Consider the following 19,040-nt stretch of genomic DNA (forward strand, 5'->3'; position numbering starts at 1 on the left):
CCGCTCCTGATGCGCAGCTCGGGCTGCCCGTGCGGACCGCGCTGTCCGACGGGACCCAGGATAGGTGTCCGATGCGTGTGCCTGGACAAACGTCTCATCAGGCGGCGCGTGAACACCTCGCGCGCGCTCCTTCTCGCGGCGCTGCCCCTCTTGCCCGCGTTCCCCGCTTTGCCATACTTACGATGCCGTAGGTTACGGGTCCGTAGGGTTTCGTAACCAGGGAGCCCGCCGACTTCTCTCACCCCCCAGGGGACACCCATGACCACCAGTCCCGATCTGATCGAGGGTGCCTCCGCGCCCTCCGACACGTCCGAGCCGTCCGCGACACTGGGCGGCGAGAACAAGCGGTCCATCGAGCAGATCGCTCTGCTGCTGTTCATCACCGTGCCCTTCGTGGCCCTGCTGGCGGCGGTCCCGCTGGCCTGGGGCTGGGGGGTGAGCTGGCTGGACCTCGGTCTGATGGTCTTCATGTACTTCCTGGCCTGCCACGGGATCACCATCGGTTTCCACCGCTACTTCACGCACGGTTCCTTCAAGGCGAAGCGGCCGCTGCGGATCGTCCTCGCGGTGATGGGGTCGATGGCGGTGGAGGGGCCGCTGGTGCGCTGGGTGGCGGACCACCGCAAGCACCACAAGTTCTCGGACCACGAGGGTGACCCGCATTCGCCGTGGCGGTTCGGGGAGACGCTGCCGGCCCTGGTGAAGGGGCTGTGGTGGGCGCACATCGGCTGGCTCTTCGACGAGGAGCAGACCGATCAGCAGAAGTACGCCCCCGACCTGGTCAAGGACCCGGCGATCCGCCGGATCTCGCGGGACTTCATCTTCTGGACGATGTTCTCGCTGGCGATCCCGCCGCTGGTGGGCGGTCTGGTGACGATGTCCTGGTGGGGTGCGTTCACGGCGTTCTTCTGGGGGTCGCTGGTGCGGGTCGCGCTGCTGCACCACGTGACGTGGTCGATCAACTCGATCTGTCACGCGGTGGGCAAGCGGCCGTTCAGGTCCCGGGACCGCAGTGGCAACGTGTGGTGGCTGGCGGTGCTCTCGTGCGGGGAGTCCTGGCACAACCTGCACCACGCCGACCCGACCTCGGCGCGGCACGGGGTGCTGCGCGGCCAGGTCGACTCCAGCGCGCGGCTGATCCGCTGGTTCGAGCAGCTGGGCTGGGCGACGGACGTCCGCTGGCCGTCGGCGGCCCGCATCGACGCCCGACGCAGGGAAAACGAGTCGAACGCGGCATGATGGGGGGCGTGGCGATCGACGGCAGTAATTCCAGCAGCGACAAGCCCAGGCGTGGCCGCCGGGTCCGGATGACGGGCGCGGAGCGACGCCAGCAACTGCTGGACATCGGCCGGACGCTGTTCGCGGAGAAGGGCTTCGAAGGCACCTCGGTGGAGGAGATCGCGGCGAAGGCCGGGGTGTCCAAGCCGGTGGTGTACGAGCACTTCGGCGGCAAGGAGGGCCTGTACGCGGTCGTCGTGGACCGGGAGATGCGCCAGCTGCTGGACGGGGTGACGGGTGCGCTGACGGCCGGGCACCCGCGGGAGCTGCTGGAGCAGGCGGCCTTCGCGCTGCTGGACTACATCGAGTCCTACACGGACGGTTTCCGGATCCTGGTGCGCGATTCCCCGGTCGCCCAGTCGACCGGCACCTTCGCCTCGCTGATCAGCGACATCGCCACGCAGGTCGAGGACATCCTGGGTCTGGAGTTCAAGGCGCGGGGCTTTGACCCCAAGCTGGCGCCGCTGTACGCGCAGGCGCTGGTCGGCATGGTGGCGCTGACCGGGCAGTGGTGGCTGGACGTGCGCAGGCCCAGGAAGGCGGAGGTGGCGGCGCACCTGGTGAATCTGGCCTGGCACGGGCTGGACGGGCTGGAGTCGAAGCCGCAGCTGGTGGGCCGGCGCAAGAACTGAGCCCCGTACGCACGACGCGACGGCGCCCCGTCACCGGATCTCCGGTGACGGGGCGCCGTCGCGTCGTGCGTTCTTATGCGCAGGGTTCCAGCGCCGCCGGTTCCGGGCGGTGCCGTTCCAGGAATTCGAGCCGGTTGCCGACGGGGTCCTCGGAGTAGAAGCGGCGGTGGCCGGGCAGGTCGTCGTCCCAGACCACCTTGGCCCCCCGCTCCCGCAGTCTGCTCGCGTACGCCTCGATGTCGGTCACCCGCAGTCCCGGGTGGGCCTTGCGGGCGGGCCGGAAGTCCTCCTCGACGCCGAGGTGCAGCTGGACGGGTCCGGCGGCGAACCAGCAGCCCCCGCGGGCGGCGAGGACGGGCGGCTTGGGGATCTCGGTCATGCCGAGGACGTCCGTGTAGTACGCGCGGAGCCGGTCCTCGGAGTCCGGTGGTGCGGCGAGTTGCACGTGGTCGACTGCGGTCAGCACGGTCATGCCTCCTTGCGGGCTACGGCGAAGATGCGGCGGAACGGGAAGACGGTGCCGCGCGGGCCGGTCGGGTAGGCCGCGCGCAGCCGGTCGCGGTATTCGGTGAGGAAGGCGTCCACGGCGTCGCGGTCGTCGCCGAGGGCGGTGAGGACGGGCCGCAGTGCGGTGCCCTTGACCCAGTCGAGTACGGGGTCGGGACCCTGGAGCAATTGGTAGTAGGTGGTTTCCCAGATGTCGGCGGCGCAGCCGAGCTCGGTGAACCGGGCGAGGTATTCGGCGGGTTCGAGGAGATGGATGTAGCGGGCGCCGTGGCCGGCGAGCCGGGCCCGCCAGCGCGGGGTGTCGCACTGCTCGGCGAGCAGGGCGTGGCTGGGGGCCGTGAAGTTGCCGGGGATCTGGAAGGCGAAGGTCCCGCCGGGGCGCAGGCCGTTGATCCAGGCGCCGAAGGAGCCGGGGTGGCCGGGGACCCACTGCAGGGCGGCATTGGAGACGATCAGGTCGTAGGGCTCCTCGGGGAGCCAGGTGGCCAGGTCCCCGTGGCGGAAGTCGAGGCGGCCGCCGCCGGGGGTGGGCCCGGCGTACTCCTGGTCCGCGCGGTGGAGCATCTCCCGGGAGAGGTCGAAGCCGGTGATCCGGGCCTCGGGCCAGCGCCCCGCGAGGAGGGTGGTGACGTTGCCGGGGCCGCAGCCGAGGTCGGCGATACGGGCGGGGTGCTGGGGGAGCTCGGGTATGCGGGTGAGCAGGTCGAGGAAGGGCCGTGTGCGGTGGCCCGAGTGCCGGAGGTACTGCTGGGGATCCCATGTGGGGGCGGAGGGCGCGGTGGACGTGGGGGTCCCGGCGCGCGCGGTATCGGAATACATGTTCGAGCCTCCCTGCTGGCGGGGCGATCGGAAGCGGAATCCGTTCCGGCCCCCTCCATGCCCCATGCTCACTCCATTTATATCTCGATGTCAAGATACTCGTGATCGAGAGACTCGATATGAAGAGACTTCACGTCGACAGACCCCTTACACTGATCGGCATGGAGGACGAGGTCGACCGACTGGTGGCGGCATGGCGGCGGGAGCGCCCTGACCTCGACGTGGAACCGCTCGAGGTACTGAGCCGCGTCAGCAGGCTCGCGCGCCACCTCGACCGCGCCCGCAGGCTGGCCTTCTCCGAGCACGGCCTGGAGCCCTGGGAGTTCGACGTCCTGACGTCGCTGCGCCGCGCCGGCGCCCCTTACCAGCTCTCCCCCGGCCAGCTGCTGACCCAGACCCTGGTCACCTCCGGCACCATGACCAACCGCATCGACCGGCTCGCCAAGAAGGGCCTCGTCGAACGGCTCCCCGACCCCAGCGACCGCCGGGGGGTCCTGGTGCGGCTCACCCCCGAGGGCCGGGACCGCGCCGACCAGGCCCTCGCGGGGCTGCTGGCCCAGGAACGGGCGATCCTGGCCCAGCTCTCGCAGAGCCAGCGCGGCGATCTCGCCGGGCTGCTACGCCAGTTGACCGCTCCGTTCGACAACATCCCCGGCTAGGTCGGCCGGTCGTACCCCGGCCCGCCGGGCCAGTGCCACCGCGGCCAGCGTGGAGTGCACCCCGAGCTTGCCCAGCACGTTCTGCATGTGGGTGCGGACCGTGTGCGGGGACAGGAACAGCCGCGCCGCCACGTCCTTGCGGCCCAGCCCCGCCACCATGCAGCGCAGCACCTCGTGTTCGCGCGGGGTCAGCGACTCCACCAGCCGCTCGCTGTCCGTACGGTGCTTGCGCGCCGCGGTCAGCTCCCGGAGCACCCCGGTGAGCAGTGCGGGCGGCAGGTGGGTCTCCTCGCGCAGGACCCCGCGGATCACGGCCAGCAGCCGGGAGAGCGAGCAGTCCTTCGCGACCCAGCCCGAGGCTCCCGCCTGGAGCGCGAGGGCGGCCCGGCGGGGGTCGTCGCGCTCGGCGAGCACGACGGTGCGGACCCCGGGGTGGGACACCCGCACCCCCGCGACCAGCGCGATCCCGTCCGAGGCGGGCGGCGGCGGTGGCCCGGAGCCGGACTCCCGCTGGGCGGGCACGGCCCCCGGGACCGCGCCGAGATCGGCGTCGACCAGCAGGACGTCGAAGCGGCGGCCCTCGGCCGCCGCACGTTCGAGGCAGCGCAGCGCGGCGGGGCCGCTGCCGGCCGCGGACACGTCCACGTCCGGCTCGGCCGCGAGCGCGGCTGCGAGCGATTCGGCGAAGATGCGGTGATCGTCGACGACGAGAACCCGGATACGAACCACAAAACCCCCAAGGGTAGGGGAACGGACGACGGCGGGTACGGCGCCCGGACCGGGTGATCCGCAGCTGCCCCGGCCGCCGCCGTGACATCTCTGCATTACCCCGGACCGGACGACGTACCCGACTTGTCTCGACCCCTGAATCAACACCGGCCCCCACCGGTGTCACGCATCAGCGTAGGGCCGGGGGCGTCCGGCGGTTGGCCGAATAGCAGAAGTTTTCCCGGGGATTTTCCGGCGCGGGCGTTCCGAACCTCCTCCATGGTGGCTCGAAATCACCCATGGAGAAGGTCCGGATGGCGGCTTCGGTACCGGCGTGTGCCGCGGGCAGTTGCACGGGGTGCATTTCACCCGGCGTGTGCACGCCGGGCGCCCGCGCACAGCGCCCGTCCGCAGCGCACGCCCGACACGCACACGCCCCCCGCACCGATCGGGGTGCGGGGGGCGTGCGGGACCGGGGACGGTTTTCAGGAAGCGTGCGTACGCGCGAAGTTCCACGCGTCCGTGATGATCCCGGTGAGGTCCGGGCGGCTCGGGGTCCAGCCGAGGCGCTCGTGGGCCGTGCGCGCGGAGGCGACGAGCATCGCCGGGTCGCCGGCCCGGCGCGGGGCGACCACCTCGGGGATCTCCCGGCCGGTGACCTTGCGGACGGTCTCGACGACCTCGCGGACCGAGAACCCGTTGCCGTTGCCCAGGTTGCAGATCAGGTGCTCCCCGGCGGTGGCGCCCTGAAGGGCGGCCAGGTGGGCCTCCGCGAGGTCGGCGACGTGGATGTAGTCGCGTACGCAGGTGCCGTCCGGGGTCGGGTAGTCCTCGCCGAACACCGAGATCGACTCCCGCTCGCCCAGCGCGACCTGGAGGACCAGCGGGATCAGGTGCGTCTCGGGGGTGTGGCGCTCACCGAACTGCCCGTAGGCGCCGGCCACGTTGAAGTAGCGCAGGGACACCGCGGCCAGGCCGTGCGCCACGCACTCCCCCGCGATCATGTGGTCCACGGCCAGCTTCGAGGCGCCGTAGGGGTTGGTCGGCGCGGTCACCGAGGCCTCCGTCAGCAGGCCCTCCGTCGGCTCCCCGTAGGTGGCGGCGGTGGAGGAGAACACCAGCTTGCGCACGCCCGCGCCGCGCATCGCGGCCAGCAGGGCCAGCGTCCCGCCGACGTTGTTCTCCCAGTACTTGCCCGGGTTCACCACGGACTCGCCGACCTGCGAGGAGGCCGCGAAGTGCAGCACCGCCTCGTAGGAGCCGTCCACGTACCGGGCCGCGTCCTGGATCCGGCCCTCGATGAAGGTGGCGCCCTCCGGGACCCCCGCGCGAAAGCCCGTGCTCAGGTCGTCGAGGACGGTGACCTCGTGGCCGGCCTCCAGAAGGTGGGCCGCGACCACGCTGCCGACGTATCCTGCGCCACCGGTTACCAGGTACTTGCTCACTCGCCTACTGCCTCTCGCGCGGGAGCACGCGCGGGTACGTGCGCGTGCTTGGACACTGGCTTACCCGATTCCGCGCCCATGGGGAAATCGGGGCCCCGCCCGGCCCGGCCCCGGCCCGTGGGTCAGCCGCGCGCGGCGGCCGACGGGAGCGTGGGCAGCGCCCGGTCCAGCAGACCGGTACGGGCGGCCAGCGCGGCCGCCTCCAGCCTCGATCCCACGCCCAGCTTCATCAGCACGCGCTGCACGTGCGTACGCGCGGTGCTCGGGGCGATCTCCATGCCCGCGGCGATCAGCCGGGTGTCCTCGCCCTCGGCGACCCGCACCAGCACCTCCACCTCGCGCGGGGTGAGCAGCCGCAGCAGGCGGCTCCCCTCGTCGTCGGGCTGGGCGGCGGGGTTCAGCAGCTCCGCGAAGGCCCCCTGCAGCAGCTGCGGGGCGATGGCCACCTCCCCCGCCCTGGCCTTGGCCAGGGCCCGCTCCACGCCCTCGATGCGCTCGTCCTGGCGTACGTATCCCGAGGCGCCGGCGGCGAAGGCGGCCGCGATCCCGCGCGGGCTGGGCACCGGGCCGAGGACGACCACGGCGATCTGCGGGCGCTCCCGCTTGATGCGGACGACGGGCTCGAAGATCCCGGGCTCGGCGGGGGTGGCGGTGCCGAGCAGGCAGACCTCCGGGGCGCGGCTGATGACCAGCTCGGCGGCGCCCGCCGCCGGTGCGGCGGCGGCCAGTACCCGGTGCCCGCGCAGTTTCAGGGCAGAGGCGAGTGCCTCGGCCAGCAGCCGGTGCTCGTCGACCACCACGACCCGTACGCCCATCGAGGAAACACCCCCCACCCTTCTGCCCCGGCAAGCTACACGCTTGTTCGACGGTGCGAGGGGGATACCGCGCAGAAGCCCCCGATCGGTGCGGACCGTTCGGGGGCTTTCGGCGGTGTTGTGCGCCGTCGGCGCGGTTCCGTCAGCTCGCGGTGAAGGAGACGAAGAGGTACTCCGGGTCGGCCTTGTCGGAGTACGGCTTGGAGACCGTCGTGCGCGAGATGAAGAACTTGCCGCCCCGGTAGCGGTACTCGGAGTACTCGGGCGAGTAGCCGGTCTCGGCGCGCCGGCTCATCTTTTCCTCCGGGTTCTCCATGAGGACGGTCTCCTTCATCGTCCTGCTGTCGATGCTGACGACCTGACCGCCCTTGTCGTACGGGGGGTTCTTGTAGGCGATGATGTTCGACCCGTCCATGCGCAGCGGGAACATCGTGTACCGCTCGCCCGCGTCCGCGCGGTCGGTGGTCTGCTTGCCGGTCTCCAGATCGAAGGAGAGCAGCTCGTTGGTGCGGCCGCTGGACGTCTGGCCCTGGTGCTCGTACGACGGCAGGTAGAGCCTGCCGTTGCCGACCACCATGTTGGTGCACTTCTCGACCTCGGATCCGCACTTGCCGCCGAAGTCTCCGGAGGCGAGCGGGATACGGGCCTTCAGCTCGCCCTTGGGGTCGACGACGAAGAGGTCGCTGATGCCGGTGGCGTTCTTCGCGGTCTTGCCGACGTCGGCCGCCACGATCAGGGGCTTGGTGGCGACGATGTACGCGTCCTCGATGCCCTGGGAGAGCTTGTACGAGGCCGTGGGCGCGCCGGTGGCCGGGTCGAGGAGCTGACCGAACAGCGTGTAGTTGGGGCTCTGGCCGCACTTGCGGATGGCCGCGAGGGCCTCGCCGCCGGCGTAGCCCACGTCGCGGCAGCCTTCGCCGTCGACCTTGGGCAGCCACAGGGACTTGCCGTCGGCGAGGTTCCAGGCGGCGCCGCCCGTGGAGATGCCGGCCGCGGCGACCGTCTTGCCGCTGAGGGTGACGTTGGAGAAGGTGACGGGCTTGTCGCCGCCGGTGGCGCTCTTGGCGTTGCCGGACCAGACGAGCTTGCCGCTCTCCAGGTCGATGACGCCGACCTCGGTGCACTGGACGTACTTGTTCTCGGGCGTCGGCATGGCGGCCTTGAAGAGGACGGCCGCCTTGTTCTCGCTGACGTGCTTGGTCGCGCCGCAGAGCTCGCCGGGGAAGGGCAGCTCCCACTTCTTGCCGCCGTCGACGAGGTTGTAGCCGACGACCTTCGCCACATCGGACTTGATGTAGGTGGAGTCGGTCAGCCAGGAGCCGGCGACGACGGCGAGGTCGGCCGGGACCGGGCTCGGCAGGTTCAGGAGCGGCTTCGACTTCGTGTTGCCGGGCACCTTCTCGGTGCCGGCCACGTAGTCCCCGGGCTTGTCGTTGCCCGGGGAGGCGCTCGGGTTGCTGTCGGCCTTGTTCCCGCTGTCGCCGTCGCCGTCGCCGGAGGTGTACCAGAGACCGCCGCCGACGATGAGGGCGATGGCCAGGACGGCGGCGCCGACGATCGTCAGCTGGGTGCGCTTGGCGTTGCCGGTTGCCGGGGCCGCGGCCGGGGGCTGCGGGGCGGGCACGGGGGCGCCGCCGGGGGCGCCGTACGGCGACGGGGTGCCGGGCTGCTGCGGGTAGCCGTAGCCGGGCCCGGTCTGCGGGTACCCGTACGCGGGCTGCGCGGGCTGCGGCGCGGCCGGTTCGGACGGCGGCACGGGCGCGCCGAAGCCGCCCGGCGGCGGGTCCTGGGGCGCGCCGAAGCCGCCGGACGGCGGCTGGCTGGGGGGCGGCGGGATACTCATCGGTTGCTGTTGCCTCTCGGTGGGCGGGTCGTGGGACGCGTGTTCACTTGCCGAAGGCCATCAGGAGCTTCTCGTCCTTGTTCTCGCCCCGCAGCCGGGTGACGGAGAGGAAGAACCGCCCGTCCGCGTAGAGGGCGCTCTGGGAAGTCAGGAAGGAGCCTTCGATCCGTGCGGAGGCGCCCGAGGGGAGCTTCAGCAGCGACTTGGGCTCGCCTCCGGCGGCCGGGAACGAGACGATCTCGCCGGGCGCGCGGGCGACGCCGACGTCGGCGCGGTAGGCGGTCAGCCTGCCGTTCGCGGCCTCGAGCGGGACGAGGACCTTCTTGTCGCCGGCCTTGGTGCGCCACTTGACCTTGCCCGTGCCGAGGTCGAAGGCGACGATCTCGCTGCCGGTGGACGCGTCCCCGGCGGCGAGGTAGACGGTGTCCGCGTCGACCGCGGAGTTCCCGCAGTGCTGGAGGCCCTCGCTGGTGCTGCTGCCACCGCAGTTGACCACGAAGTTGCCTTCGCCGGAGAGCGTGTTGCGCTTCTGCCCCTTCTCGTCGAGGACGAGGATGGCCCGCTGCTTGGTGTCGCGGTTGCCGGCGTCGATGACGGTGGGGCTGACCGAGTAGACGGCGTTGACGTTGTAGCCCTTGGGCAGGCGGTAGCTCCAGGTCTTCTTGCCGGTGTTCGGGTCGGCGTCCTGGATCTCGATGGTCCGGTCGTCGTCCATGCAGAGGGCCACGGCGATCATCCTGTTGTTGCCCGCGGCGTAGGTCATGGGCTTGCAGCCCTCGGGGCCCGCGTCGGAGAAGAGCTTGTCGCCGGTGCTCAGGCGGTAGGCGCCGTGGCCCCCCAACCAGGCGAGGGCGAAGGTGTCGCCGTCGAGGGAGACCGTGGCGGATGAGGCTTCCTTGAACGGCCCCTCCATGACGACCTCCTTCGTCCAGCCCTCCTTGCCGGCCTTGAGGTCGATGAGCTTCGTCTGGTTGCAGTTGGAGCCGTCGGCGTTCTTGACGACCATGACGGTCTTGCCGTCGGGGGTGGTCTGACCGGTGTGTCCGCAGATCTCCGCGCGGAGGTCGAGCTTCCACTTCTCTTTGCCGTCGCTCACGCCGTAGCCGATGACGGACTTGTCGACGGTCTTGACGACGGTGTCGCCGACGACCCACAGGCCCTGGGCCGGGATACCGGCGCCCGGGCCCTCCATCTTGGCGGTCTTCAGCCAGAGGGCCTTGTCCTCACCCGGCTTGCGGCCCTCGTTGAGGTCGGTCGGGATGTCGCTGCCCGCGCCGTTGCCGTTGCCGTCGCCCTTGTCCACGGACGGGGAACCGGAGGGCTTGGCGTCGGCCGGCTCCTGCGCGACCGGCTTCGGGTCCTCGTCGTCGCCGGAGAGGGCCGCGTAGCCGACGCCGCCGAGGACGAGCACGGCAGCCACCGAGGCGGCGACCAGCAGCTTCAGCTTCTTCTTCGGCGCCGCGCCGCCCGGGCCGGAGCCGGGGCCGTGCGGGCCCACCGGCTGCTGCGACACGGTGGGCGGCTGCGGAGGGTACGCGGACTGCTGGGCGTACGGGTTCGCGCCCTGCGGCACAGGCCCGTACCCCTGCTGCGGCGGACCGGGCAGGTGACCGTAACCGGAAGGCGTCGGCGGCTGGTTCGGCGGCTGGGGCAGCTCGGTCATCAGCGCACGCTTTCGGCATCGGGGAGGGAGGGGAGGATGACCTTTCTATCACTGACATCGTTCATACATCGGGCCGGTCCGCCCCCTGTTCCCAAGGGAGGACCGGCCCGTGACGCCGTCGTTATACGGCCGGTTGCCCCCGAAGTCCGCCGGAATCCAGGCCTCCTCGGCCGCCTCGCCCCGGCGCGTCGCCAAATCCGGCCTCTCCGGACGGAGTTCGCGCGGCCCCGCGCCGGCCCGGACGCGACGTCACTTGCCGAAGACCATCAGGAGCTTCTCGTCCTGGCCCTGGGCCCGCAGGTGGGTGGAGGAGATGAAGAACCGTCCGTCCACGTAGTCCAGCTTCGGGAGGGTGAAGGTCCGCTCGATCGGGGCCGCGGGGCCCGAGGGGTGGCGCAGGAGCGCGGTCGGGGTGCCGCCGGCGGCCGGGACGGCGAGGACCTCGCCGCCCTGGTCCTCCTCCGCCTTCCGGTAGGCGATGAGCTGCCCGTTCACGGCCTTGAGCGGGGTGAGCGTGCGCTTGCCCCCGGCCGGGACCCGCCACTTGTCCTTGCCGGTGGCCAGGTCGAAGGCGACGATCTCGTTGGCCTTGCCGGTACCCGCCGCGGTGGGCAGGTAGAGGGTGTTCCCGTCGACGACCGCCGAGGGACAGGTCGACAGGGACCGGAAGAGCCCGGTGTCGCCGCAGCCGACGGCGAAGCTGCCCTCGCCGGCCAGGGTGGCGGTCTGCTTCCCGTCGGGCCCCAGGACCACGATGGAGCGCTGCTTCGTCTGTTCGTTGCCGATGTCGATGACGGTCGGGTTCACCGAGTAGATGCTGGTGACCTTGAACTTCGCGGGGAGCCGGTAGGTCCAGCCCTTCGCGCCGGTGACGGGGTCGATGCCGTGGACCTCGGCGGTGGAGTCCTCGTCCGTGCAGGTGACGAGGCCGATCATCCTGCCGTTGCCCGCTTCGTAGGAGTCCGGGTTGCAGCCGTCGCCCACGGGGCTCGCGAAGAGCTTGTCACCGTTGCTGATCCTGAAGGCGCTGGCGTTGCCGCCGCGGCTGACGGTGACGGTGTCCCCGGTCATGGACAGGGCGGGGCTGGTGAAGATGTCGAAGAGCCCCTCCTTGGGCACCTCCTTCGACCAGACCTCCTTGCCCGTCTTGAGGTCGACCACGCGCATCTGGGTGCAGGAGGTGTTCTCCCCCTCCCCGTCGCGGTACATGACGACCGTCCTGCCCTCGGCCGTGGTCTGCGGGGCGACGGAGCAGATCTGCGCGGGGAAGGGGAGTGTCCACTTCTCCTTGCCGTCGGTGACGGAGTAGCCGGTGAGGTTCCTCCAGAGGCTCTTGACCACGGTGTCGCCGATGACCCACTGGCCGGCGGCGTCGACGCCCATACCGGGGCCGTCGATCTTGGTGGTCTTGAGCCAGAGGGCCTTGTCCTCGCCCTGCTTGCGGCCGGAGTTCAGGTCCGTCTGCTGTGCTCCGCCGTCACCGTTGCCGTCGCCCTTGTCCACCGACGCGGAACCGGAGGGCTTGGCGTCGGCCGGCTCCTGCGCCACCGGCCCCGGGTCCTCGTCGCCGCCGGAGAAGGCCACGTAGCCGACGCCGCCGAGGACGAGCACGGCAGCCACCGAAGCGGCGACCAGCGGGATCAGCTTCTTCTTCGGCGCCCCGCCCGGGCCCGGGCCGTGGCCGCCGGGGCCGCCGGGGCCGCCGGGGCCCGCCGGCCACTGCTGCGGCACGGTGGGCGGCTGCGGCGGGTACGCGGGCTGCTGGGCGTACGGGTTCGCGCCCTGCGGCACAGGCCCGTACCCCTGCTGCGGCGGACCGGGCAGGTGACCGTAACCGGAAGGCTTCGGCGGCTGGTTCGGCGGCTGGGGCAGCTCGGTCATCAGCGCACGCTTTCGGCATCAGGGGATCGGTGAGGACGCCCTTTCTATCACTGACCCCGGCAGGCCCCGCTCAGGCCTCCTCGGCCAGCTCCAGCCAGCGCATCTCCAAATCGTCGCGGTCCGAGAGGAGTTCGCGCAGCTCCGCGTCGAGCTTGGCCACCTTGTCGTAATCGGTGGAGTTCTCGGCGATCTGGGCGTGCAGATTGCCCTCGCGGTCGGACAGCTTGTTCAGCTGCCGCTCGATCTTCTGGAGCTCCTTCTTCGCGGCGCGCGAGTCCCCCGAGGAGGTGGACTTCGCGGCGGCGGCCGGCGCGGGCGCCGGGGCGGCAGCCTCGATCATCCGCTGGCGGCGCTCCAGGTACTCGTCCAGACCGCGCGGCAGCATCCGCAGGCTCGCGTCGCCGAGCAGCGCCATCACCGTGTCGGTGGTGCGCTCGATGAAGAAGCGGTCGTGGGAGATCACGATCATCGAGCCGGGCCAGCCGTCGAGGAGGTCCTCCAGCTGGGTCAGGGTCTCGATGTCGAGGTCGTTGGTGGGCTCGTCGAGGAAGAGGACGTTGGGCTCGTCCATCAGCAGGCGCAGGATCTGCAGGCGGCGGCGCTCACCGCCGGAGAGGTCGCCGACCGGCGTCCACTGCTTCTCCTTGGTGAAGCCGAACTGCTCGCAGAGCTGGCCCGCCGTCATCTCGCGGCCCTTGCCGAGGTCGACGCGGTCGCGCACGCGCTGGACGGCCTCCAGGACGCGCAGGGACGGGTCGAGTTCGCCGACTTCCTGGGAGAGGTAGGCCAGCTTGACGGTCTTGCCGACGATGATCTTTCCGGCGGCGGGCTGGACCTCGCCCTGGGTGCGGGCGGCCTCGGCGAGGGCGCGCAGCAGGGAGGTCTTGCCGGCACCGTTGACGCCGACGAGGCCGACGCGGTCGCCGGGGCCCAGGTGCCAGGTGAGGTGCTTGAGGAGTTCCTTCGGGCCGGCGTGGACGCTGACGTCTTCCAGGTCGAAGACCGTCTTGCCGAGGCGGGCGTTGGCGAACCGCATCAGCTCCGACTTGTCGCGCGGCGGCGGCACGTCGGCGATGAGCTCGTTGGCGGCCTCGATGCGGTAGCGCGGCTTGGAGGTCCGGGCGGGGGCGCCGCGGCGCAGCCAGGCGAGCTCCTTGCGCATCAGGTTCTGCCGCTTGGTCTCCTCGGTTGCGGCGATGCGTTCGCGTTCGGCGCGGGCGAAGACGTAGTCGCTGTAGCCGCCCTCGTACTCGAAGACGTCTCCGCGCTGGACGTCCCACATGCGGGTGCAGACCTGGTCGAGGAACCAGCGGTCGTGGGTGACGCAGACGAGCGCGGAGCGGCGCTCCTGGAGGTGTTTGGCCAGCCAGGAGATGCCCTCGACGTCGAGGTGGTTGGTGGGCTCGTCGAGGATCAGCAGGTCCTGGTCGGCGATGAGCAGCTTGGCGAGGGCGATGCGCCGTCGCTCGCCGCCCGAGAGCGGGCCGATGACGGTGTCGAGCCCCTGGCCGAAGCCGGGCAGGTCGAGGCCGCCGAAGAGTCCGGTGAGGACGTCGCGGATCTTGGCGTTGCCGGCCCACTCGTGGTCGGCCATGTCGCCGATGATCTCGTGGCGGATGGTCGCCGCGGGGTCGAGGGAGTCGTGCTGGGTGAGGACGCCCATGCGCAGGCCGCCGGACTGGGTGACCCGGCCCGTGTCGGGCTCCTCCAGCTTGGCGAGCATCCGGATGAGGGTGGTCTTGCCGTCGCCGTTGCGGCCGACCACGCCGATCCGGTCTCCCTCGGACACGCCGAGGGAGATGCCGTCCAGCAGGGTACGTGTGCCGTACACCTTGCTGACTGCCTCGACATTGACCAGATTGACGGCCATCAGACGCGCTCCAGGGAAAGGGTGTGGATCAGCCCCTCAGCCTAACCCTCCCGGCCGGGGCAGACCGTTCTACGAGATACCAGCCGCCCAGCGCCATCGCGATCGCGGCCGGCGCGGTGACGGGCAGGGCGATCAGCATGGCGCTGTGCCCGTCGAGCAGGCCGCCGAGGCCGGTCATGGAAAGACCCAGGACGCCGAGCAGGCACAGGGTGATCCCGAGGGCGGCGACGGGGCCGCCCGCGCGCCGGGCGGCGGCCGGGGCACTGGGCCGGGGCGCCTCGAAGCGGCGGAACAGCGTGACGAGTGCGCCCGTGACCGCGGCCGCGGCCAGGATCCGTACCGGCACCTGCGCCCACCAGGCGGCCGTGGCGGGGGTCGGCAGGTCGAGGCCGAGGGCGAGCTGGGCGGCGTACACGCCGAGCATGGCGGTCAGGTGCCACAGGAAGGCGGTCATGGCGAGGCCGTTGGCCGCGACCACCCCGCGCCAGACGCGCGGGCGGCGCAGCCAGGCGGTGGCGGGCCGGGCCGCCAGCTGGACGGCGCCCACGAGCCACAGGCCGTGGCAGAGCAGGGCGAGGGTGGGCGGGGCCATGTTGGAAACCTTCTCGCCGGGCATCCCGACCATGGACAGCGGGTACGGGCCGTACGCCACCAGAAGGGCGGCCGAGGCGAGTCCCGCGGCGGCGAGGACGGCGGGCCTGCGGATGCGGCCGTCGGCGCGCAGGAAGCCGAGCTGGTGGACGGCGAGCCAGACGAGGGCGAAGTTCAGGAACTCCACGTAGGGGACGCCGAGAGCGAAGCGCAGCACGTCGACCAGGGCGGCCGCCCCGGCCAGGGCGGCGAAGGCGGCCCAGCCGTGGCGCTCGTGCAGCTTCAGCAGCGGCGGGGTGAAGGCGACCATGGCGAGGTAGATCCCGATGAACCACAGCGGCTGGGTGACGAGGCGCAGGGCGGCTCCGGTCAGGGTTCCGCCGCCGTGGCCGGCGAGCTGGACGGCGAGCGCGGCCGCGGCCCACACCAGGACGAAGACGAGGGTGGGGCGCAACAGCCGCTGGAGCCGGGCCCGCAGGAAGGCGGCGTAGACCGGCCCGTCGGTGCGGCGGGCGAGTGAGCGGTAGGACAGGGCGTGCGAGAAGCCGCCGACGAAGAAGAAGACGGGCATGATCTGCAGCCCCCAGGTGAGCACCTGGAGGGCGGGCACGAGGGCGAGCAGGTTCCCTATGCCGTCGCCGCTGACGGCGGCCATCAGCCAGTGTCCGGCGATGACGGTGCCGAGCGAGGCGACGCGCAGCAGGTCGACGTACCGGTCACGGTCGGCGGGGGTGGCCTCGGCCAGGGCGCGTGCGCTTGCTGTCATGGGGCCACGGTGTCTCCTGCCGGGTGTCTCCCGACAGGGTGCGGATACTCAACTCCCGCCTGAGTACGGGTGCGGCACCGTCTCCCAGGGCTCCGCCCCGGACCCCGCGCCTCAAACGCCGGCGGGGCTATTTCTCAGCCCCGCCGGCGTTTGAGGCGCGGGGGTCCGGGGGCTGGCCCCCGGCACACCGGCCCGCGGGGTCAGGACGGCAGGACCGTGGCTCCCGGGGCGGGGCTGGAGGCGATCCGGGTGGTCCGGCAGGTGCCGGAGGCTTCGAGCGCGGCAGCGACCTTGGCGGCGGCTTCCTCGTCCGCGACGAGGAACGCCGTCGTCGGCCCCGAGCCCGAGACCAGCGCGGCGAGCGCGCCGCCGTCCACGCCGGCCGCCAGCGTCTCCGCCAGCGACGGCCGGAGCGAGAGCGCGGCCGCCTGGAGGTCATTGGCCAGCGCCGCGCCCAGCGCGTCCGCGTCGCCCGAGGCCAGGGCCGCCAGCAGCGCCGGGGAGGCCTCCGGCTCGGGGATCCGCGTCCCCGCGGCCTCGGCGAGGCGGTCGAACTCGCGGAAGACCGCCGGCGTGGACAGCCCGCCGTCGGCCACCGCGAAGACCCAGTGGAAGGCCCCCGCACCGACCGGCGTGAGCAGCTCACCGCGGCCGGTGCCGAGCGCGGCCCCGCCGACGAGGCTGAAGGGGACGTCGCTGCCGAGCTCCGCGCAGATGTCGAGCAGCTCGGCGCGCGGGGTGTTCAGGCCCCACAGGGTGTCGCAGGCCAGCAGGGCCGCCGCGCCGTCCGCGCTGCCGCCCGCCATGCCGCCCGCGACCGGGATGTTCTTCGCGATGTGCAGGTGGACGGCGGGTTCGATGCCGGCCCGGGCCGCGAGGACCTCGGCGGCGCGCGCCGCGAGGTTGGTGCGGTCCAGCGGCACCTGGTCGGCGTCCGGCCCCTCGCACGTGATGGTCAGGACGTCGGCCGCGGTGGCGGTGACCTCGTCGTACAGGGAGACGGCGAGGAAGACGTTGGCCAGGTCGTGGAAGCCGTCGGGGCGGGCCGCGCCCACCGCCAGCTGGACGTTGACCTTCGCGGGGACCCGTACGGTCACGGGCGTCCGGAGCGCGCTCACAGGGCCGGCCTCTCCGCCGCGGGCTTGTGCTCGGCGATCGCCGCGAACTCCTCGACCGTCAGGGACTCCCCGCGGGCCTGCGGCGAGACACCGGCGGCGACCAGCGCGGCCTCCGCGCCCGCCGCCGAACCGGCCCAGCCGGCCAGCGCGGCGCGCAGCGTCTTGCGGCGCTGGGCGAAGGCGGCGTCGACGACCGCGAAGACCTCGGCCTTGGTGGCGGTGGTCTTGATCGGCTCGGTGCGGCGCACCAGCGAGACGAGACCGGAGTCGACGTTCGGGGCGGGCCAGAAGACCTTGCGGCCGATGGCACCGGCGCGCTTGACGTGCGCGTACCAGTTGGCCTTGACGGAGGGCACTCCGTAGACCTTGTTGCCCGGTTCCGCCGCCAGCCGGTCGGCGACCTCGGACTGCACCATCACCAGCGTGCGCTCGATGGTCGGGAAGCGGTCGAGCATGGTGAGCAGGACGGGCACGGCCACGTTGTACGGCAGGTTCGCGACGAGCGCGGTCGGCGCCGGGCCGGGCAGTTCGGTCACCAGCATCGCGTCGGAGTGGACCAGCGCGAAGCGGTCCTTCTTCGCGGGCATCCGGGCCTCGATGGTGGCGGGCAGGGCGGCGGCGAGGATGTCGTCGATCTCGACGGCGACGACCCGGTCCGCGGCCTCCAGCAGCGCGAGCGTCAGCGAGCCGAGCCCCGGGCCGACCTCGACGACCACGTCGTCGGGGCGGACCTCGGCGGTGCGCACGATCCGGCGGACCGTGTTGGCGTCGATGACGAAGTTCTGCCCCTTCTGCTTCGTCGGGCGTACGCCGAGGGCGGCGGCCAGCTCCCTGATGTCGGCCGGGCCGAGGAGGGCGTCGGGCGCGGCGGGGGAGGTGTTCTCGGTGTTCTCGGGCTGCTGCTCTGCGGTGCTCACCGGTAAAGCGTACGGCCGCAGTGCGGCCACGGACTCGCCCCCCGCTGCACGTAGAGCTTCTTCGCCCGGTACGTCTGTTCCGTGCCCGGGGCGTCCTGCGGGCGTCCGCTGCCGCCGAGGGCCTGCCAGGTGCGGACGTCGAACTGGTACAGCCCGCCGTAGGTGCCCGAGGCGTCGGTGGCGGAGGCGCGGCCGCCGGATTCGCACTGGGCGAGGGCCGCCCAGTTGAGGCCGTCGGCGCCGGCGACGGAGCTCGGCAGCGTCCTGGTGCCGACCTTGACGAGCTGGGTGACGGGTTCGCGGACGACCTCGTCGGCGATGGGCCGGGGTGTCTGCCGGACCCCGTTGACGGTGCGCAGGCTGTAGGTGACCCGGCGCGCCCCGGGGCGGCCGACGCGTTCGACGACCTCGGTGCCGGCGAACAGCTCGGGGTCGTCGACCCTCTCGGTCTCGTACGGGATCCGCTCCTCGCGGACCTCGCGGGTGCCGGTGATGCGGAGCACGGTGACGGTCTGGCCGTCGCGCGGGAAGTCGGTGGGCGGTACGGAGGTGGTGTCCTGGTCCTGGAGGGTGATGCCGGCCTGGTCGAGGGCCTCCTGGACGGTGGCGGCGTTGGTGCGGATGGTGCGTTCGCGGCCGTCGGCCATGAAGGTGACGCTGCGTTCGGTGCGGACGCTGAGGGTCAGCCCGGCGCGCGGGACGGGGGCGGTGCGGGGGGCGGAGAGGTAGGCGCCCTCGGCGCGGATGCCGAACTGGCGCAGGGCGCCCTCGACGGTGCGGGCGGTGGTCCACACCTGGCGCTGCTGTCCGTCGAGGGTCAGGTGCAGGGGGCGGCCGTAGCGGACGACGACCTCCTCGCCGTCGCCGAGGGGTTCGCCGGGGGCCGGGGCGACGAGGTCGTGGGGGCCGATGCCGAGGCCTTCGGCGGCGAGCAGTTCGCCGATGTCGTCGGCGAAGGTGTGGAGGTTGCGCGGGACGCCGTCCACGGTGAGGCGTACGGACTTGTCGGCGGCGACGAACGCCGTGGTGCCGCCCGCGAGGAAGGCGACGACGAGGGCCTGCGGCACGATCCGCCGCCAGTTCCCGCCGAGGATCTCGGCGGGGGCGCCGCGGCCCCGGGCGCGGCGGCGGCCCGGCACGGCGGGGGTGATGAGGGTGGGAGTGGGGGCGGGGGCCGCGGGTGCCGCGGCCCTGCGGCGGCCCGGGCCGGGCGCGACGGGCGCCGCGGCCAGGGTGTCGGCCTCCGACAGCTCCGCCGGTGACGGGCCGGCGCGGCGGCGCCCGCCGCGCGGGCCCGGGACCGGGCCCGGGACCGGGACCGGGGGCGGGCCCGGAACCGGGGGCTGCGGGTACCACGCGGCGGGCCCGGGATCTCCCGTACCGGCCGGCCAGGCCGCCGGTACGGACGAGTGCTGGGCCCCGTACGCCTCGTACGCCTCGGGGACGGGACCGCCACGGCGGTGACTGCCCTGCGTATCGCTCACGACGCTCGCTCCACTGGTGATCCGGCACCCTCCGGTGCGGGCAC

At 72.3% G+C, this 19,040-nt stretch carries 16 protein-coding genes; 3 read left to right on the forward strand and 13 right to left on the reverse strand.

All coding sequences use genetic code 11. From position 1 onward, the window contains the following. The first annotated feature begins 258 nt into the window (after positions 1–258). The gene (locus ACXNSR_RS15975) at positions 259–1,239 is read left to right on the forward strand and encodes an acyl-CoA desaturase (RefSeq protein WP_458642679.1); all 981 of its coding nucleotides are present in this window, start codon (positions 259–261) and stop codon (positions 1,237–1,239) included. Continuing rightward, positions 1,236–1,910 (forward strand): TetR/AcrR family transcriptional regulator, encoded by a 675-nt coding sequence (locus ACXNSR_RS15980; protein ID WP_314254327.1) that lies wholly within the window; start codon positions 1,236–1,238, stop codon positions 1,908–1,910. Before ACXNSR_RS15975 ends, ACXNSR_RS15980 begins: the two co-directional genes overlap by 4 nt. A gap of 73 nt (positions 1,911–1,983) precedes the next feature. Here ACXNSR_RS15980 and ACXNSR_RS15985 read toward each other — a convergent pair whose 3' ends face one another. Both ACXNSR_RS15985 and ACXNSR_RS15990 read right to left on the reverse strand, forming a co-directional pair. Then, entirely contained in the window at positions 1,984–2,376 is a 393-nt protein-coding gene (locus ACXNSR_RS15985) for a VOC family protein (protein ID WP_189735710.1), read from the reverse strand. 2 nt (positions 2,377–2,378) lie between these two features. Continuing rightward, positions 2,379–3,236, reverse strand: a complete 858-nt coding sequence (locus ACXNSR_RS15990; protein WP_458642680.1) for a trans-aconitate 2-methyltransferase — start codon at positions 3,234–3,236, stop codon at positions 2,379–2,381. A gap of 161 nt (positions 3,237–3,397) precedes the next feature. Here ACXNSR_RS15990 and ACXNSR_RS15995 point away from each other — a divergent pair, with 161 nt between their 5' ends. Further along, on the forward strand, positions 3,398–3,895 hold the full coding sequence (locus tag ACXNSR_RS15995) for a MarR family winged helix-turn-helix transcriptional regulator (RefSeq protein ID WP_030659599.1): 498 nt from the start codon (positions 3,398–3,400) through the stop codon (positions 3,893–3,895). Here the strand turns inward: ACXNSR_RS15995 and ACXNSR_RS16000 are convergent. The 11 genes from ACXNSR_RS16000 to ACXNSR_RS16050 all read right to left on the reverse strand — a co-directional run bounded on the left by ACXNSR_RS16000 (position 3,854) and on the right by ACXNSR_RS16050 (position 18,996). After that, on the reverse strand, positions 3,854–4,624 hold the full coding sequence (locus tag ACXNSR_RS16000) for a response regulator transcription factor (RefSeq protein ID WP_189735472.1): 771 nt from the start codon (positions 4,622–4,624) through the stop codon (positions 3,854–3,856). The two genes, ACXNSR_RS15995 and ACXNSR_RS16000, sit on opposite strands and share 42 nt — an antisense overlap. 464 nt (positions 4,625–5,088) lie before the next feature. Continuing rightward, complete coding sequence (galE, locus tag ACXNSR_RS16005; RefSeq protein WP_458642681.1) at positions 5,089–6,048, reverse strand: UDP-glucose 4-epimerase GalE; 960 nt, start codon at positions 6,046–6,048, stop codon at positions 5,089–5,091. Positions 6,049–6,170: 122 nt separating this feature from the next. Beyond that, positions 6,171–6,863 carry a response regulator transcription factor gene (locus ACXNSR_RS16010; protein ID WP_030008909.1) on the reverse strand — a complete coding sequence of 231 codons (693 nt, stop codon included), beginning with the start codon at positions 6,861–6,863 and terminating at the stop codon, positions 6,171–6,173. Positions 6,864–7,005: 142 nt separating this feature from the next. Further along, the gene (locus tag ACXNSR_RS16015) at positions 7,006–8,706 is read right to left on the reverse strand and encodes an outer membrane protein assembly factor BamB family protein (RefSeq protein ID WP_458642682.1); all 1,701 of its coding nucleotides are present in this window, start codon (positions 8,704–8,706) and stop codon (positions 7,006–7,008) included. A 43-nt stretch (positions 8,707–8,749) separates the two neighbouring features. Beyond that, positions 8,750–10,369, reverse strand: a complete 1,620-nt coding sequence (locus tag ACXNSR_RS16020) for an outer membrane protein assembly factor BamB family protein (RefSeq protein WP_458642683.1) — start codon at positions 10,367–10,369, stop codon at positions 8,750–8,752. Positions 10,370–10,618: 249 nt separating this feature from the next. Continuing rightward, positions 10,619–12,250 carry an outer membrane protein assembly factor BamB family protein gene (locus ACXNSR_RS16025; RefSeq protein WP_458642684.1) on the reverse strand — a complete coding sequence of 544 codons (1,632 nt, stop codon included), beginning with the start codon at positions 12,248–12,250 and terminating at the stop codon, positions 10,619–10,621. Between the two features lie 70 nt (positions 12,251–12,320). Beyond that, positions 12,321–14,120: an ABC-F family ATP-binding cassette domain-containing protein gene (locus ACXNSR_RS16030; protein ID WP_458642685.1), complete on the reverse strand. Its 1,800-nt coding sequence runs from the start codon at positions 14,118–14,120 to the stop codon at positions 12,321–12,323. A gap of 28 nt (positions 14,121–14,148) precedes the next feature. Further along, entirely contained in the window at positions 14,149–15,477 is a 1,329-nt protein-coding gene (locus ACXNSR_RS16035; RefSeq protein ID WP_458642686.1) for an acyltransferase family protein, read from the reverse strand. A gap of 200 nt (positions 15,478–15,677) precedes the next feature. Then, complete coding sequence (locus ACXNSR_RS16040) at positions 15,678–16,595, reverse strand: 4-(cytidine 5'-diphospho)-2-C-methyl-D-erythritol kinase (RefSeq protein WP_458642687.1); 918 nt, start codon at positions 16,593–16,595, stop codon at positions 15,678–15,680. Next, the gene (gene rsmA, locus ACXNSR_RS16045) at positions 16,592–17,512 is read right to left on the reverse strand and encodes a 16S rRNA (adenine(1518)-N(6)/adenine(1519)-N(6))-dimethyltransferase RsmA (RefSeq protein WP_266595651.1); all 921 of its coding nucleotides are present in this window, start codon (positions 17,510–17,512) and stop codon (positions 16,592–16,594) included. The genes ACXNSR_RS16040 and rsmA overlap by 4 nt, the downstream gene beginning before the upstream one ends. Then, positions 17,509–18,996 carry a ubiquitin-like domain-containing protein gene (locus ACXNSR_RS16050; protein ID WP_458642688.1) on the reverse strand — a complete coding sequence of 496 codons (1,488 nt, stop codon included), beginning with the start codon at positions 18,994–18,996 and terminating at the stop codon, positions 17,509–17,511. The genes rsmA and ACXNSR_RS16050 overlap by 4 nt, the downstream gene beginning before the upstream one ends. Between the last annotated feature and the right edge of the window lie 44 nt (positions 18,997–19,040).

This window comes from Streptomyces sp. NC-S4, from assembly GCF_054353315.1.